This is a genomic window from Pseudorhodoplanes sp. (assembly GCF_035565795.1).
Classification (GTDB): Bacteria; Pseudomonadota; Alphaproteobacteria; order Rhizobiales; family Xanthobacteraceae; genus Pseudorhodoplanes.
The window spans coordinates 1-14,858 of record NZ_DATMRV010000170.1; the positions used below are offsets into that span (position 1 = coordinate 1).

Annotated in this window: 13 protein-coding genes; 8 read left to right on the forward strand and 5 right to left on the reverse strand. The window is 62.7% G+C overall.

Going from position 1 to position 14,858, the window contains the following annotated elements:
• Window positions 1–875, reverse strand: an 875-nt coding sequence (locus VNZ93_RS15400; RefSeq protein WP_325706781.1) for a LacI family DNA-binding transcriptional regulator, incomplete at its 3' end; no start/stop codon positions are given.
• A gap of 89 nt (window positions 876–964) precedes the next feature.
• A complete protein-coding gene (locus VNZ93_RS15405) occupies window positions 965–2,230 on the reverse strand; it encodes an amino acid ABC transporter substrate-binding protein (protein WP_325706784.1) in 1,266 nt (421 codons plus the stop codon).
• Window positions 2,231–2,407: 177 nt separating this feature from the next.
• On the opposite strand from VNZ93_RS15405, the gene VNZ93_RS15410 reads away from it, so the two are divergent.
• Both VNZ93_RS15410 and VNZ93_RS15415 read left to right on the forward strand, forming a co-directional pair.
• Window positions 2,408–3,589 (forward strand): cobalamin-independent methionine synthase II family protein, encoded by a 1,182-nt coding sequence (locus VNZ93_RS15410; protein WP_325706786.1) that lies wholly within the window; start codon window positions 2,408–2,410, stop codon window positions 3,587–3,589.
• A gap of 66 nt (window positions 3,590–3,655) precedes the next feature.
• Window positions 3,656–4,621 carry a tripartite tricarboxylate transporter substrate binding protein gene (locus VNZ93_RS15415; RefSeq protein WP_325706789.1) on the forward strand — a complete coding sequence of 322 codons (966 nt, stop codon included), beginning with the start codon at window positions 3,656–3,658 and terminating at the stop codon, window positions 4,619–4,621.
• A gap of 27 nt (window positions 4,622–4,648) precedes the next feature.
• On the opposite strand, the gene VNZ93_RS15420 is transcribed toward VNZ93_RS15415, so the two are convergent.
• Window positions 4,649–5,164 carry a VOC family protein gene (locus tag VNZ93_RS15420; RefSeq protein WP_325706792.1) on the reverse strand — a complete coding sequence of 172 codons (516 nt, stop codon included), beginning with the start codon at window positions 5,162–5,164 and terminating at the stop codon, window positions 4,649–4,651.
• Between the two features lie 353 nt (window positions 5,165–5,517).
• Between VNZ93_RS15420 and VNZ93_RS15425 the strand changes: the two genes are divergently transcribed.
• The 3 genes from VNZ93_RS15425 (at window position 5,518) to VNZ93_RS15435 (ending at window position 9,264) form a co-directional block, all read left to right on the forward strand.
• Complete coding sequence (locus tag VNZ93_RS15425; RefSeq protein ID WP_325706795.1) at window positions 5,518–6,561, forward strand: ABC transporter substrate-binding protein; 1,044 nt, start codon at window positions 5,518–5,520, stop codon at window positions 6,559–6,561.
• Window positions 6,562–6,622: 61 nt separating this feature from the next.
• Window positions 6,623–8,182, forward strand: coding sequence for an amidohydrolase family protein (locus tag VNZ93_RS15430; protein ID WP_325706798.1), 1,560 nt, complete (start codon window positions 6,623–6,625; stop codon window positions 8,180–8,182).
• 482 nt (window positions 8,183–8,664) lie between these two features.
• Window positions 8,665–9,264 (forward strand): L,D-transpeptidase, encoded by a 600-nt coding sequence (locus VNZ93_RS15435; protein ID WP_325706801.1) that lies wholly within the window; start codon window positions 8,665–8,667, stop codon window positions 9,262–9,264.
• Between the two features lie 52 nt (window positions 9,265–9,316).
• On the opposite strand, the gene VNZ93_RS15440 is transcribed toward VNZ93_RS15435, so the two are convergent.
• Window positions 9,317–10,507: a D-alanyl-D-alanine carboxypeptidase/D-alanyl-D-alanine-endopeptidase gene (locus VNZ93_RS15440; protein ID WP_325706804.1), complete on the reverse strand. Its 1,191-nt coding sequence runs from the start codon at window positions 10,505–10,507 to the stop codon at window positions 9,317–9,319.
• 30 nt (window positions 10,508–10,537) lie between these two features.
• Window positions 10,538–11,458 (reverse strand): LysR family transcriptional regulator, encoded by a 921-nt coding sequence (locus VNZ93_RS15445; RefSeq protein ID WP_325706806.1) that lies wholly within the window; start codon window positions 11,456–11,458, stop codon window positions 10,538–10,540.
• Window positions 11,459–11,629: 171 nt separating this feature from the next.
• Here VNZ93_RS15445 and VNZ93_RS15450 point away from each other — a divergent pair, with 171 nt between their 5' ends.
• The 3 genes from VNZ93_RS15450 to allB all read left to right on the forward strand — a co-directional run.
• Window positions 11,630–12,661, forward strand: a complete 1,032-nt coding sequence (locus VNZ93_RS15450) for an ABC transporter substrate-binding protein (protein ID WP_325706808.1) — start codon at window positions 11,630–11,632, stop codon at window positions 12,659–12,661.
• 69 nt (window positions 12,662–12,730) lie between these two features.
• Window positions 12,731–13,522, forward strand: a complete 792-nt coding sequence (locus tag VNZ93_RS15455) for an SDR family NAD(P)-dependent oxidoreductase (protein ID WP_325706810.1) — start codon at window positions 12,731–12,733, stop codon at window positions 13,520–13,522.
• 8 nt (window positions 13,523–13,530) lie between these two features.
• Window positions 13,531–14,858 (forward strand): allantoinase AllB (gene allB, locus VNZ93_RS15460; protein WP_325706813.1); only part of this gene is annotated, 1,328 nt, incomplete at its 3' end.

Here is a 14,858-nt window from a genome sequence, read left to right on the forward strand (position 1 = left end):
GGAGACAGGCGGTCCACAAGTGGCATGTCGTTGAAGCCGGTGACGGAAACATCGCCCGGGCAGGCGACGCCGTGCCGCCGGAAGGCCGAAATCGCGCCGATCGCGAGCCGGTCGTTCGCGCATACAAGGGCGGTGAAGCGCCGTCCGGCCGCCAGCAATTCTTCGGCGCATCGTTCGCCTTCGGCCTCGTTGAAGGCCTTCGCGAAAACGACGTGAGAAGAGCGCTCCTGTAGTCCAGCGAGGTCCCGATGGCGGAGGAAGGCGTTGTAGCGATTGAAGCCGGTCGACACGGTCTGCGGTCCCGCGATGCAGGCGATGTCGCGATGGCCGAGCGAGACGAGATGCGTAACCAGACGCCCGATGCCGTCGTCCTCATCGTGCACGACGGAGGAAAACCGCGGATCGTCGGTGCGCCGGCTGACAGTCACGACCGGCAGATCGGCGGCGAGACGCGACACCATCCGGTCGCTGCGCTGGACGCTCGCAAGGATCAGTCCGTCGACACCGCGCGCGCGCATGGTCTCCAGTACCTTGACCTGCCGGCGCGGATTGCCGTCTGTATTGGCGAGCACGGCGACATAGCCATGCTGCGCGAGGCCATCCTCGATGCCGCGGATGATCGGAGGAAATACCGCGTCGGTGATGTCGGGCACCACGACACCGATCGTGCGCGAACGATTGGTCTTGAGCGAATAGGCCGCGAGGTTCTGACGATATCCGAGCCGCTTGCTGGCCTTCCGGATCTGCTCGATCAGCTCGGGCGCGACGGGATGCCCGCTCTCCGGGTTCAGCGCGCGTGACACGGTGGAGACGTGCACGCCCACCTCGCGGGCAAGGTCTTTCAAGCCGACCCGCGTCTGCTTGCGGGATTTCACCGGACGGTCCTCGGCATGTCATTTCGAAGGATCCGGGCGGCGGGCCGCCCGAATCTCTCGTTCGCTATGAAGGCAAGGTGCGTCATTTGTTACTTCGATGCATCGGCGTAGGGGTAGATCAGTTCGCCGGCCTTGAACTCAGGCGGATAGACCACGACCTGACGGTTCCAGTCGGTGAACTGGTTGAGTTCGCTGCCGGTCACGCCCTTGAACTGGATGCAGATGATGCGGGGCGATTTCCACTCGCCGTCTGATCCAAACGAAATCGGGCCGATCACGGTGTCGAACGTGTTGGCGGCGAGATACTTGGCGAGCACGTCGTCATTCAACGACTTCGTCTCGGTCACGGCCTTCGCCAGGATCTGCCCCGCGGCATAGGCGTAAGGCGGGTAGGTGAAGCCGAGCGGATCGAGGCCGAGATCCTTCGCGCGCTTCTGGTATTCCGACATCATCTCCCTGGTGCCGGTGAATTGCAGGCTCGGCGCGGGGATGTAGAACTCGTTGCTGATATAGCCGTTGATCATCGGTCCAAGCTGCTGCTTGATTCCAGTGACCAGCAGCCCGAGCATGGCGCCCCCGATGATCTTCGGCTTGAACTGGATCTCGTTCGCGGCGCGGATGATGCCTGCGGTGTCGATCGGCAGCGTGGCTGCGAAAACCACGTCCGGATTGGCGGCCTGCACAGCGCGTATTGTGGACGTCAATTCCGTGGTGGATGGCGGATAGGTCCGGTCGAAGACGATCTCCATCCCGAGCTTCTTGGCGTTCGCGCGCGCGCCATCGAGCGCGTTCCGGGAATATTCCACGTCGGCCCCGATCAAGGCGACACGCTTCGGCATCGGTTTCTGCTGGGCGGCAAGGTCGAATACGCATTTCGAATAGTTCGCCGTATCCGGGCCCTGCGAGTTCATCGAAAAATAGCGCGGATACTTGAATTCCTTGTTGGCCCCGAGGCCGAAAATCCCGATCGTGGTGCGGTTGGCCTGAATGATCGCCGGCATGGTCGCCGCGATGACGTTGGTGCTGTAGGGCCCGATCAGGAGATCGACCTTATCGACACTCATCAGCTTCGCGTAGATTCCCGGCGCGTTGGCCGGATTGCCCTGATCGTCGTAGTAGACGAACTCGACCGGCCGGCCGAGCAGGCCGCCCTTCGCATTCACATCGCTACGCCAGATTTCCAGACCGGCCAGCACCTGTTTGCCGGCGGGCGATGTTGGGCCGGTGGCGCTGATGCTGAAGCCGATCCGCAGCGGATCAGCCGCATTCGCATCATGTGAAAAAACGCCGAGCGTGAAGACGGCAGATACACCAGTTGCAAGAGCCGCGAGCCCGCGGCGATATCGATCAAGCATGAAATGTCCTCCCAATATGGCCTTGTTTTCTGGCCTTGGGCGAACGCTAGCGCGGCTGGCAAAACTTGGCAATCGTTTGCCATGATGCTAGCAGTGAAAGCTGTTGCTATTGGCAAGGCGGCATTTATGGATGCTGCACCGATCCGCGCTCAACAGCGGACGGAAGGGAGAACGAGAATGTTCAAGGCCTCGGCCGGCGTCATGCTGCCTACGTCAATCATCGGTTCGCTTCCGCGTCCGACCTGGTACACCGCAACGCTCGGCTCGACGCCGTTCCTCGAAGCGATGGTGAACTCGCGTTATCGCGAGCAATATGAAGACGCGGTCTCCTGTTATCTGCGTGCGCAGGAAACGGCCGGCCTCGACATCGTGACCGACGGCGATGCCCATTACGACGAGCAGGTCGGCGGCATGAGCTGGCAGAGCTATCCGCTGACTCACATGGAGGGATTCTCCAAGGAATCGATCCCCTCGACCTACAAGGTCGGCGCCGTCGCCTATCCGCGTGGACACATCCTGCACGATTTCCTCGAGGCGCGGGTGTTTCCGAAGATCACGGGTCCTGTGGGACGCGGCAATCTGCAATACGCACCGATGTGGAAGGTCGCGCAACGCATGACGACGCGGCCGGTGAAGTTCGGCACGATCCTGCCCGAACTCCTCGCTGCGTCCTGCGAGGACAGCTACTACAAGGACCCGATCGAGCGTACCTGGGCGCTGAGTGACGCGATCAACGAGGAACTGCACGACCTTGCCGATGCCGGATGTCCGGTGCTGCAGATGGAGGAGCCGCAGATCCACATGGTGCCGGTGCGCGGCAAGGCGTTCGGCAAGCTCGACGTCGCTGACCTCGTGAAGGTCTTCAACAACACGGTGAAGGGTCTGCGCGACAAGACCGAGATCTGGTGCCACACCTGCTGGGGCAATCCTTCGCAGCAGCGCATCTTCAAGGAGCCGCAAAGCTACCAGCCGACGCTCGAGGCGCTCAATTCCGTTGAAGCCGATGCGCTGACATTCGAGACCTGCTCGTCCGGGACCGGCGATCTCAAGGCGATCGGCGAGATCATCAAGGACAAGAAGGTGGTGATCGGCGTCATCGACCATCACACGCTGCAGATCGAGCGGCCGGATGAGGTCGCCGCGCTGATCCGCGAAGCGCTGAAATATATTCCGGCCGAGCGGCTGATCATCTCGTCCGATTGCGGCATGGGCCGTGAAGGGATGGGCCGGCGTCATGCCGCCTACAAGATGGTGTCGATGGTGCTCGGTACCAACATCGTGCGCAAGGAACTGGGATTGCCGGAAGCTGAATGCCTCGCGGCGGAGGGCCGCTACTCGCTGACCGTCGCGGAGCGCTAGACCGTTCAGGACATCCGCGGCCGGCCACAAAATAACAAGGCCGCGGCCACACAGGGAGGACTTTCCATGCGCAAGCTCGCGTTGGCGTGCCTTGTTGCGTTCGGTTTTGGCGCGAGCGGCGGCGCCGCGCCGGCGCAGGCGCCCGTAAAATTCCCTGATCAGCCGGTGCGTATCCTTGTGCCGTTCTCGGCAGGCAGCGTCACCGATCTTCTGGCGCGCACGATTTCCGACCGGCTCGCCGAACGCTGGGGGCAGCCCGTCATCATCGAGAACCGTCCCGGTATCGCGGGAACGGGCGTGGCCGCCAAGGCTGCGCCCGACGGGCATAATCTCATGCTCACCTCGAACGGGCACACCATCATAGGACTGGTGAACAAGAACCTGACATTCGATCCGATCGCCGACTTCACCGGCGTGATCCGCGTCGCATCGATGCCGACCATCATGATCGTGCCGCCGGATATGCCGGTTTCGTCGCTCAAGGAGTTCGTCGACTACGTGCGGGCGCGCCCCAAGCAATTGAATTTCGCCTCGTCCGGTCTGGCCAGCACCGCGTTTATCGGAGCCGAACTGTTTCGTCAGACAGCGAAGCTCGACATGACGCATGTTCCGTTCAAAGGCTCTCCGGAAGCGCAGACTGCCGTGATCCGCAATGATGCGCAGATGTTCTTCACGCTCTGGAATGTCGGTTCGGATCTGATCCAGGCCGGCAAGCTGAAGGCGCTGGCGGTGACGACCGACAAGCGGCTGCCGACATTGCCGAACGTGCCGACCTTCGCAGAAGCTGGAATGCCGGAATTTTCCTACGATGCGTGGTTCGGCCTGCTCGCTCCGGCCGGCACGCCGCCTGCCATCGTGAACAAGATCAACGCGGACGTCGCGGCCGTGATTGCGTTGCCGGATGTGCAGCAACGGTTGGCGCAGCAGGGCGTGACCTTCGCGCCGAACCAGGCAAGCTCATTCAGCGCGGCGATCGCGAGCGATGCCGCGCGCTTCAAGACGATGTTCGCCGGGGCGGGTATCGGTAACTGACGTTCACGGCGCGCTGCGCCGACGAGGTCAGGCCGGCTCGAGCAGTTTCGGATAGGTGGCCGGCTTGAAGAAGCTCGCGCCCGGCACATAGACGCGGCCGGGCGACATATCCGGCCGTTCGTCGCCCTCGATGCTGCCCTCGAAGGTGAGCTCGAGCTGCACGCCGCTTGGGTCATACACGAACAACTGCCACAGCGTCGTGCCGGGGACTTCGAATTCGCGCCAGTCGAGGCCGGCCTTCTTGAAGCGCTCGATATAGGAGCGAAAGCCAGAGCATGACAGCGAGACATGGTCGATGGCCGCTGTTCCGTACGGTGCCTTGCCTTCGGGACCAAGGGCCGGGCCGCCGGCATAGACGTGGATGATGCCAAGTCCGCCCGGCTGCGGACAGGCGAGCCAGGCGCCGGGATAGCCGAAATCCGGCCGGTGCATGTCCTTCAGGCCGATGATCTTGGTCCAGAAATACCGTGTTGCGGCGAGGTCCGCGGTCTTGATGGCAATGTGAAAAAGGCCGTGAACGGTGGCGAGCGGAAGCTGGGCCATCTGGATCTCCAAATCTGCGGGCGCATTATACGCGCTGCGCGGCGTACTGCGAGCGTCGGCGCGCTGCTCAATTAATGGGCTGCCGCGACTGGATTGCGCCCGGTCCTATGGCACGGCCTCAAAAATTCGCGTGCCAAAGGCGCGTGCCGTGCGCGGTCCTGCCGCTAAATCTTGCGCTGTCGTTTCGGCATCGTGCCAGCAAGAAATCGGCGGCAGATGGGCGCAGTGATTGTGCCTAGCGTTGCGTGACGGGCCGGTGGCACGCGCCTTGCTGCTCCGGTCCCGCAGTTCAACGCGATTTCGCCGGTCAAACGCCACGCCGCGGCTTGAAGCGGCACCAAGGAGTTTTTTTTATGATCACTAACAGATTCGCGCGCCGCGCCGTTCTCGCCGGCGCGCTATCGGTCATGATGGCCGTGCCGGCCGTCGCGCAATCGCTGACTCCGATTCGATTCACGCTCGACTTCAAGCTTCAGGGCATCCATGCCTGGTACTATGTCGCGCAGGAGAAGGGCTACTTCAAAGCCGAGGGTCTCGACGTCAAGATCGATCAGGGCGAGGGATCGGCGGCGACCATTACCCGCATCATGTCGGGCGCGTACGATGCCGGCTTCGGCGACATGAACGCCATCATCCAGCAGGCGGCGAACAAGCCGGGCGAAGCGCCGGTGATGGTCTATCAGATCTATAACCGCCCGCCCTTCGTGCTGGTGACCAAGGCCAGCGGTCCGATCAAGACCATCAAGGACATCGAAGGCAAGAAACTGGGCGGCCCTGCGGGCAGCGCGACGCTGCGCCTTCTGCCGAGCCTCGCAAAGGCGAACAAGCTCGATATTTCAAAGATCGAAATTCTGAACATGGCTCCAAACCTTCAGGAGCAGATGCTGATCCAGGATCAGGTGCAGGGCTCGCTGGTGTTCAATGTGACGAGCTACATGAACCTGATCCAGCAGAAGCAGGATCCCGACAAGGACTATCGCTGGTTCAATTACGGAGATCTCGGCCTTGATCTGTATTCCAACGGCATCATGGTCTCGCAGAAGCTGCTGAAGGAGAATCCGAAGGCGGTGGCGGGTCTGGTGAAGGCGATCAACAAGGCTATCAAGGAGGTCATCGCCGATCCGGAAGCGGGCGTGAAGACGCTCGCCAAGGTCGAGCCGCTGATCAACTCCGATGTCGAGAAGAAGCGCATCGCATATGCGCTGGGCAATCTGATGAATGGCGCGGAGTTCACCGAACTCGGCTTTGGCGATCTCACCGACGACAAGCTCGGGCGATCGATCGATCTGATTGCGGAGGCCTATGACCTGAAGAACAAGCCGAAAGCGTCGGAGGTGTTCAACCGTTCGTTCCTCCCGGCCAAGTCCGAGCGGATGTTCGCACCCAAGTCGAACTGACGCCAAACGCTTCCGGGAGGGATTTCCGTCCCGGATTCAACGTCTTACGATGCCGGGTCGTATGAAAACACTGATCACGGGCGGCCGCGTCTATGACCGGGCGGGCGATGTGCATCGCCCGCCCTTGCGCGATGTCATCCTCGAAGAAGATCGAATCCTCGGTGTGGTAGAGCCCGGCGAGCAGGCCGCGAGCGATATTGCTCAGGCCGCGAGCAAGGGCGAGCCCGGCGCGCGCGTGATCGACGCCACCGGCAAGCTCGTCATCCCCGGCCTCGTCAACGCGCATTACCATTCCTACGATGTCCTCAGCAAAGGCCGCTTCGAGGACATGCCGTTCGATGTCTGGATGCTGCATTCCCAGCCGGCCTATTGGGGCACCCGCATCAAGGCGGAGCTGCGCGCGCGCACGCTGCTCGGTGCGCTGGAGGCGCTGCGCCACGGCATTACGACCATCCAGGACATGAATTCGCTGGTCCCGCAGGATGAGGAGACGCTCGACACGATCCTGTCCGCCTATGACGAGGTTGGCATCCGCGTCGTGTTCTCCGTCGCCGTGCGCGACCTCGCGGCACTCGACATCCAGCCGTTTCTTCCCGCCGGCATTCCGGCCGACATTGCGTCTCTCATCAACGGCAAGCCCGGCGATGCGAAGGCCGATCTCGCGTTCATCCGCGCCCAGATCGCGCGCCGCAATCCATTGCCCTCGCGCCTGCACTGGGCGATCGGCCCATCGGGGCCGCAACGCTGCTCGACGGAGTTGCTGGAGGGGCTAGCGGCTGTCTCCTCCGATTTCGATCTGCCGATTCTGACACATACCTACGAGACGCGCGCGCAACTCGCGAAGGCGCGCACAGCCTACGAGAAGTTCGGTGGCTCCTATGTCCGCTACATGCGCGAGATAGGCCTGCTCACACATCGCACGACATTGGCGCATGGCGTTTATCTCTCGCGGCCCGAGATCGAAGATCTCGCAAAGGCCGGCGCCGGCGTGGTGCACAACCCGCTTGCCAATCTGAAGCTGAAGAACGGCACGGCGCCGCTGATCGATTTCAAGCGGGCAGGGATCAATCTCGCGCTCGGCTGTGACAATTGCAGCTGCAGCGACTGCCAGAACCTGTTCCAAGCGATGAAGATGTATGCGCTGCTGGCGCAGGGCATGGACGGCGAGCCATCCGGCGTGTTCGCCTGCGACGCCATCGATGCAGCCACCATCGGCAGCGCGCGGGCGGTCGGGCTGTTCGGGCAGGTCGGTGCGCTGAAGCCCGGCATGAAGGCCGACCTTGCACTGATCGATCTGTCTGACCTCGCCTATCAGCCGTTCAACAGCGCCGCGCGCCAGATGGTCTACAGCGAGACGGGCCGGGGCGTGGATACCGTGATCGTCGATGGCGAGGTGGTCCTGTCCGGTGGCAAGCCGACGAAGGTGGACTGGGACAGCTTCCGCGGAGAACTCACCGAGATCATGACCAAGGCCGACGCGGACTATGCAGCGATCGCAAAACGCAATGCGGCTGCGGTGCCATATCTGATCGAGGCGGCGCGCAACGTGAACCGGGCGGCTCTCGGATTGAACCGCTATGCCGGCGGCGGCGTTAGCGATCCAGACCGAACCGTGTCATAAGAGCGGTATGCACGCTGTGCGCGCCAATGGCGGCCGAAGAGCGACGAGCGCGCGCGGCTATGTTGTTCAGTGCCCCTATCCAAAAGGTAAGTAGAAACCAACGGGGGCGAACATTTCGCCGAGGCTCTTCGGACAGGCCGCGATCTATACACATCACCTTCACCACCTATCGCTGCTGCGAAAAATCTTGCTACGGATGAAAAGCTGGCAAAACTACGTGTTCCTGGAACATTGACAGGCATCGCCGTCCCGATTGCGGCACTCGTTGAAAACAGGCTGCTTGCTTTGGGCTAGGCTTTGGACATGCTTGCCGCTTGAGCGGCGGTATCATCGCGCCGTCATTGTCTTGAGCGAGATCATGACACGCACCGCTCGTGGCTCCTCGCGTCGCCGCCGGGATGCCGTAATTCCGAAATTAAGATTTCTCACGCATAATCCGGTTTGTGTCCCTTGCCCCGCGCGATCAATGCACGAGGTCAGCCATGTTGATGCGTCTTCTGACCCACTCCATTCTGGTGATTGCCATTACGGCTGTGATGTCGACTGCATCGCAGGCGCAGCCGATTTTCGATCCGTTCGGACTTTTCAGACGCGGCGCACCTGCCGAAAGGCAGGACATGTATGGCGGCTCTTATGGCGGCTCTCCAGTGACGCGCGGCGTGGTTTCCTATCCGAGCGGCGAGCGCCCCGGGACCATCGTCATCAGTACAGGTCAGCGTCGGCTTTACTACATTCTCGGCAATGGACAGGCGATCGCCTACGGCATCGGCGTCGGACGCGACGGCTTCGCCTGGAGTGGTGTGAAGACCGTTTCCGCCAAGCGCGAATGGCCGGGCTGGACGCCGCCCAGGGAAATGCTGCGACGCCGCCCGGACCTGCCGCGCTATATGGCCGGCGGCCCGGATAATCCGCTCGGCGCCCGCGCTCTGTATCTCGGCTCGACGCTCTATCGTATCCACGGCTCGAACGAGCCTCACACGATCGGCCAGGCCGTGTCGTCGGGATGTTTTCGCATGACCAATGCAGACGTCATCGATCTCTATAATCGCACGAGGGTCGGCGCCAAGGTGATCGTGCGATAGAGCGGCGCGGACCTGCACGTTCACCGTACACGAGAGCGCACGACCGCGGCTGTTACAGTCCGCTCTCGATCGCACGTAGCAACTTGAAGCGCATCGCGCCGTCGTTGCTCTTGAGCGAGATCACGACGCGCACGCGCCCGTTCTCCTTGGTGTCGGCAAAGCCGGCGAGCGTGCGCACGCCGTCCATCGTGCCGGTCTTGGTCAGGCTGCCGTCCTGTCCGCGCAGCAGGCTGGCGTTTGGCTCGAAGAGCTGGAGCACCCTGGCGAGGCCGCGGGCCGTGAAGCGGTTGTCACGGCTGATGCCCGAGCCTTCCAGGAGATGGATGTCCCCGGACAGATTATTGGCCGCCAGCATTTCGTTCGCGACCTTGAGCGACTTGTCGAGGCCGACCGGCGCGTCCAGGCGATGCGCACCGATTTCCAGGAAGACCTGATTGGCGATGTAGTTGTTGGAAGCGCGGAGCAGCTCGATGAGGATTTTCGAGAGCGGCCGCGATTGTTCGTGGACATAGACCGGCTTCAACCCTTCCGGCACCGGACCGGTCGAGATCGCGCCCTTCACGCTACCCCCGGCCTTGACGATGAATGCGGCGATCAGCTCGCCGGCATATTGCAGACTGACGGCCGGGTTCTGGCTCAGGCTGATGCGGCCTTTCCCTTTCGGACCGCGTTCGCGAAACTCCGAGATGGCGAGCGGCGTGATCGGGGTCTGCTTCTCTCCGGAACGCACCGCGTCGCCCTTGCGCACGGCGTTGACCGTGTTGAAATTCACCGCGAGCGCGGAGTTCAACGCATTGTAGGATTCGTCGGTGTCTTCGATGCCCGGGATGCGGATGTCCGGCGGGAAATAGCTTCCGTCCAGGACGATGCCGGTGAGCGGCTTTTTGCCGATGGCGGCAACCAGCTGAGGCGCAAGCTGCGCCAGCTCCTCCGAAATCAGAAACGGATCGCCGCCGCCGCGGATATAGAGCACGCGCTTGTTGTCGAGATAGAACCGGGTCTTGAAGCGGTAATCGCCGCCGAGAACCTGCATCGCCAGCCATGCGGTCACGACCTTTGCGACGGAAGCCGGCACGAAGGGTTCATCGACGTTCTGGGCGACGAGTTCGTTGCCCCTGGAATCCACCACGAGCACCAGTGCTTGTGGAGCCAGCGCGGCAATCGTCGCTTTCACCTCCTTGACGCCGGCCAGGGCCGGAGCAGGAGCAAGGAGCAACGCGAGGATGAGCAGGCGGGGCAGCATGGCGTCTCCGCAGTCGATGACGGTTCACAGCTATGCGGTCGCCCGCATTGCTTCCCCGCGCATTGCCAAGAGCGATTGTGTCAACTGTTCGGCGAACTTCGCCGACGCGACCGGAAGATTGCGGTCGTACAGTTGGCCGAGCACGAGATCGGCCCGCGGCGCATCGCGTTCGTCGATCTCGCGAACGACAATGCCGCGCGCCTCGTCCGATGTGGCGCCGATGCCGATCTGGAACGAAATGACGTTGTCGCGCATCACGAGATGGCGCAGGAATTCGAACGAGTTGGCCTGCGCGACGATGTTGAAGCGGAGCTTGCGCCGCGCGAGCGCCTCGTCGAGAAGCTGGCGGCCGCCAATTTCGGGCTCCGCCAGTGCGACCGGAAAGCTTGCGCAATCCCGCAAGCGGATCGATGGCCGCTTCGCGAGCGGATGATCCGTCGGCATCACCGCTACCAATCGCTGCTCGAGCGTCATCAGCGGACGGAAATTCGGCAGGAAAGGCGGCCGGAAAACCATCACGAGATCGACTTCGTAGTCCGCGAGGCTCTGCATCGCCTTGATGTGATCCTGGACCCGCACGTCGAAATTCACGAAGGGAAAGCGCGCGCGATAGGCCGCGACCTCCCGCGGCAGGAAATCGAGCGCCAGCGCCTGGCTGACGGAGATGCGCACGGTGCCGCGCCGCATCCCTTTCAGGTCCTCGATCTGTGAGCGCACCCGGTCGAGGTCCGCGGTCTGCTGGCGGACGTGATGGATGAACAATTCGCCGGCGGCGGTGAGCCGGACGCCCCGTGGCCGCCGCTCGAAAAGCGGGGTTTCCAGCTCGGCCTCCAGATCCATGATCCGCCTGTTGACGGCGGAGGACGTGACATTGAGCCGCTCGGCCGCCTTGCGGATCGATCCGGCCCGCGCCACGGCGTCGAAATAGTGCAGAAAACGCAAGTGTCTCATGGACTTATGCCTCGTCGGCGTCGGTGAGCCCGCAGCTGGTGATGCCGAAACGACAGCGCCCCGGCAAAAAAACAGCGGCAGATCGTAGCACTCATGCGTCCTAGCGTCTTCCCCCAGGTGGCGGGGCTTGAGCCGAGGGGGCGGCCTCCGAGCCCGAAACAGGAGCGCGTCATGAAGCACTTGCGAAGTCTAACCCTGGGCCTGGCGGCAGCGATCGGCTGCACCCTTGCGTTGTCCGTGCCGGCAGCGGCGCAGACCAAGCTGAAGATGGTGCTGAACTGGAAGTATCAGGGACCGCAGGGCTGGTTCTTCCTCGCCGACGACCGCGGCTATTTCAAAGCCGAAGGCCTCGACGTGCAGATCGATCAGGGCAACGGTTCCGGCGCGGCGGTGCCGCTTGTTGCCAACGGCACGTACGACGTGGGCTTCGGCGACATCAATGCGCTGATCGAACTTGCGGCGCGCAAGCCCGACGAAGCTCCGATCGCGGTCTATGTCATGTATAACCGCCCGCCTTTCACGATCGCGGTGAAGGCTGATTCCCCGATCAAGAAGCCTAAGGATTTCGTCGGCAAGAAGCTCGGCGGCGCCGCGAACGACGGGGCCCTGAAGCTGTTCCCGGCGCTCTGCAAGATGACCAAGGTCGACTGCAGCAAGGTCGAGATCACCAACATGCAGCCGAACCTGCGCGAGCAGATGCTGATGCAGGGACAGGTCGACGGCGTGTTCGGTTACGTCAACACCATCCGCTTTTCGGCCAAGCTGATCGGCGTCGCGGATGACAAGCTGCGCTACATCAATTTCGGCGATTACGGCATGGATCTCTATTCCAACGCCATCATCGTCTCCAGGAAGCTGGTGAAGGACAACCCGAAGGCGGTCGCGGGCTTCCTGCGCGCACTCAACAAGGGCCTGCAGGATTCGCTGAAGGATCCGAACGCGGCCGTGGCCGCTGTTGCCAAGCGCGAACCCCTGATCAAGACGCCGGTCGAGCGCGAACGCTTCGACGCGACGCTTCAGGACGAGATGAACCATCCGGAGATCGCCAAGATCGGTCTTGGCAACGCCGATCCGGAACGTCTGAAGAAGTCGATCGACATTCTGGTCGAGGCCAATGGCCTGCCGCGCACGCCGAGCGTGGCGGAGATCTTCACGCCGGCCTTCCTGCCGCCGGTCGATGATCTGCCGAAGAAGCTGTTCTGATCTGACTGATCCCTCCTCCGCAAAGCGGGGAGGGACATCACGTGCGTATCGAAGACCGGGAAAACACCAATGGAACTTGGACTGACGGATCGCGTGGCCATCATCACCGGGCCCGCGAAAGGCATGGGTGCGGCCATCACCAGATCATTCGCAGCCGAAGGCGCGAAGCTCGCCCTGATCGGACGCGATGTCGCGGCGATCGAGCCGGTGGCGAAGGAAGTGAAAGCCGCGGGTGCGCAAGCGATCGTGATTTCGTGCGATCTCACCAGGCCCGAGCAATGCGACAAGGCGGCTGACGAAACGAAGAAAGCCTTCGGCCGCATCGACATCCTCGTCAATGTTGCGGGCGGCTCCGGTCCGGTCGGCAAGACCGGCGCGGAAACGACGCCCGAGGAATTCGACGAGATCGTCACGCTGAACATGAATGGCTGCTTTCACACCATGCGCAGCGTCACGCCCGTAATGATCGCGCAGAAATACGGCAAGATCGTCAATGTCGGTGGCACCTTCGGCATGCGTGGGCGTGCCGGGCGCATGGCCTATTCCGCGTCGAAATGGGGTCTGCGCGGCATCACCAAGAGCTTCGCGCTTGAAGTCGGGCAGCACAACATCAACGTGAACTGCGTCGCGCCGGGCATGGTCGACGGCCCGCGCTTTCGCGACAAGGTGTGCGCGGACATGGCGAAGCGGCTGAACATCACGGTGGAAGAGGCGATGGAGCGCCATGCTGCGGATTACGCGCTGAAGCGCGTCACGCTCGATCAGGACGTGGCCAATGCCTGCCTGTTCCTTGCGAGCGACGTGTCGCGGCAGATTACCGGCGTCGACCTTCCGGTCGATGGCGGCTGGGCGATGCTGTGAGGAGCGCCATGACAGCCGATCTCGTCATCAACAACGGCATCGTCGTCACGCCCGACGCGGCGTTCCCTGCAAGCGTTGCGATCAGGGACGAAAAAATCGTGGCGGTCGGGGCGCCGGACGCCATGCCGGCCGCGCGCGAGACGCTCGACGCATCCGGGCTGCATATCCTGCCCGGCGCGATCGACGTGCATGTGCATTTCCGCGATCCCGGCTATCCGAACAAGGAGGACTGGGAGAGCGGCACGGCGGCGGCCGCCTTTGGCGGCGTCACGACCGTGTTCGACATGCCGAACACGATTCCGCCGACCGGCACCGGCACGATCCTTGCTGAGAAGCACAGGATCGCGGCCTCGAAAGCGCATGTCGATTTTGGCCTTTACGGGCTGCTCGGTGCGGACACCATCGACAATGTGCCGGAGCTTATCGCGGGCGGCGTGATCGGGTTCAAACTCTATATGGGCAACACATTCGGCAAAATCCCGTCTCCGTCCACCGGCGAAATGCTGGAGGCGTTTGAGGTCGTTGCCGAGACCGGCAAGCGCATCTCGCTGCATGCCGAGACGAACTCGATCATAGAGCGGCGCCAGACGCGGCTGACGCAGGCGGGCCGGCACGAGCCGCTGGCGCATCTCGACTCGCGTCCGGCGGTGGTGGCAGTCGAGGCGGTGAGCAGGGCCTGCACGCTTTCGGAATGGACCGGCGCGCGCATCCACATCCTGCATATTTCGTCGGCCGACGAATTGCGCCCGCTGCGGGAGGCCAAGGCCCGCGGCGTCGACGTCACCGGCGAGACCTGCCCACAATACCTGTTTCTTTCGACCGATGACTACGAGCGCTTCGCCGGCGTGATCCGGGTGAACCCGCCGGTGCGCGAAAAGGAGAACCAGGAACCGATCTGGGCCGCATTGGCGGACGGCACGGTCGACATGATTGCGACCGATCACGCGCCGCATACGCCGGAGGAAAAGACCCGCAACGACATCTGGGCGGTGGATTGCGGCTTCCCCGGCGTCGAGACGCAGATGCCGGCGATGCTTACGCAAGTGAATGCCGGCCGCATGTCGATCTCCGATTATGTGCGCTGGAGTGCGTTCAACCCGGCGCGGCAATGGGGCCTGTATCCCCGCAAGGGCGCGATCCAGCCCGGAGCGGACGCGGATCTCGCGCTGGTCGACCTGTCGTGCGAATGGACCATCGACGACGCCAAGATCCAGTCGCGCTCGAAAATCTCGCCCTGGCATGGCCGCAAGGTGAAGGGGCTGCCGATCCACACCATCGTGCGCGGCCGTTTCGTGATGCGCGACCGCACGCTGGTTCCCTCGACTAGGGGATGGGG

Excerpts from the sequence above, each read along its gene's own strand:
- VNZ93_RS15405 (WP_325706784.1), bottom strand. The coding sequence starts at position 2,230 with ATGCTTGATCGATATCGCCGCGGGCTCGCGGCTCTTGCAACTGGTGTA.
- VNZ93_RS15410 (WP_325706786.1), top strand. The coding sequence starts at position 2,408 with ATGTTCAAGGCCTCGGCCGGCGTCATGCTGCCTACGTCAATCATCGGT.
- VNZ93_RS15415 (WP_325706789.1), top strand. The coding sequence starts at position 3,656 with ATGCGCAAGCTCGCGTTGGCGTGCCTTGTTGCGTTCGGTTTTGGCGCG.
- VNZ93_RS15420 (WP_325706792.1), bottom strand. The coding sequence starts at position 5,164 with ATGGCCCAGCTTCCGCTCGCCACCGTTCACGGCCTTTTTCACATTGCC.
- VNZ93_RS15425 (WP_325706795.1), top strand. The coding sequence starts at position 5,518 with ATGATCACTAACAGATTCGCGCGCCGCGCCGTTCTCGCCGGCGCGCTA.
- VNZ93_RS15430 (WP_325706798.1), top strand. The coding sequence starts at position 6,623 with ATGAAAACACTGATCACGGGCGGCCGCGTCTATGACCGGGCGGGCGAT.
- VNZ93_RS15435 (WP_325706801.1), top strand. The coding sequence starts at position 8,665 with ATGTTGATGCGTCTTCTGACCCACTCCATTCTGGTGATTGCCATTACG.
- VNZ93_RS15440 (WP_325706804.1), bottom strand. The coding sequence starts at position 10,507 with ATGCTGCCCCGCCTGCTCATCCTCGCGTTGCTCCTTGCTCCTGCTCCG.
- VNZ93_RS15445 (WP_325706806.1), bottom strand. The coding sequence starts at position 11,458 with ATGAGACACTTGCGTTTTCTGCACTATTTCGACGCCGTGGCGCGGGCC.
- VNZ93_RS15450 (WP_325706808.1), top strand. The coding sequence starts at position 11,630 with ATGAAGCACTTGCGAAGTCTAACCCTGGGCCTGGCGGCAGCGATCGGC.
- VNZ93_RS15455 (WP_325706810.1), top strand. The coding sequence starts at position 12,731 with ATGGAACTTGGACTGACGGATCGCGTGGCCATCATCACCGGGCCCGCG.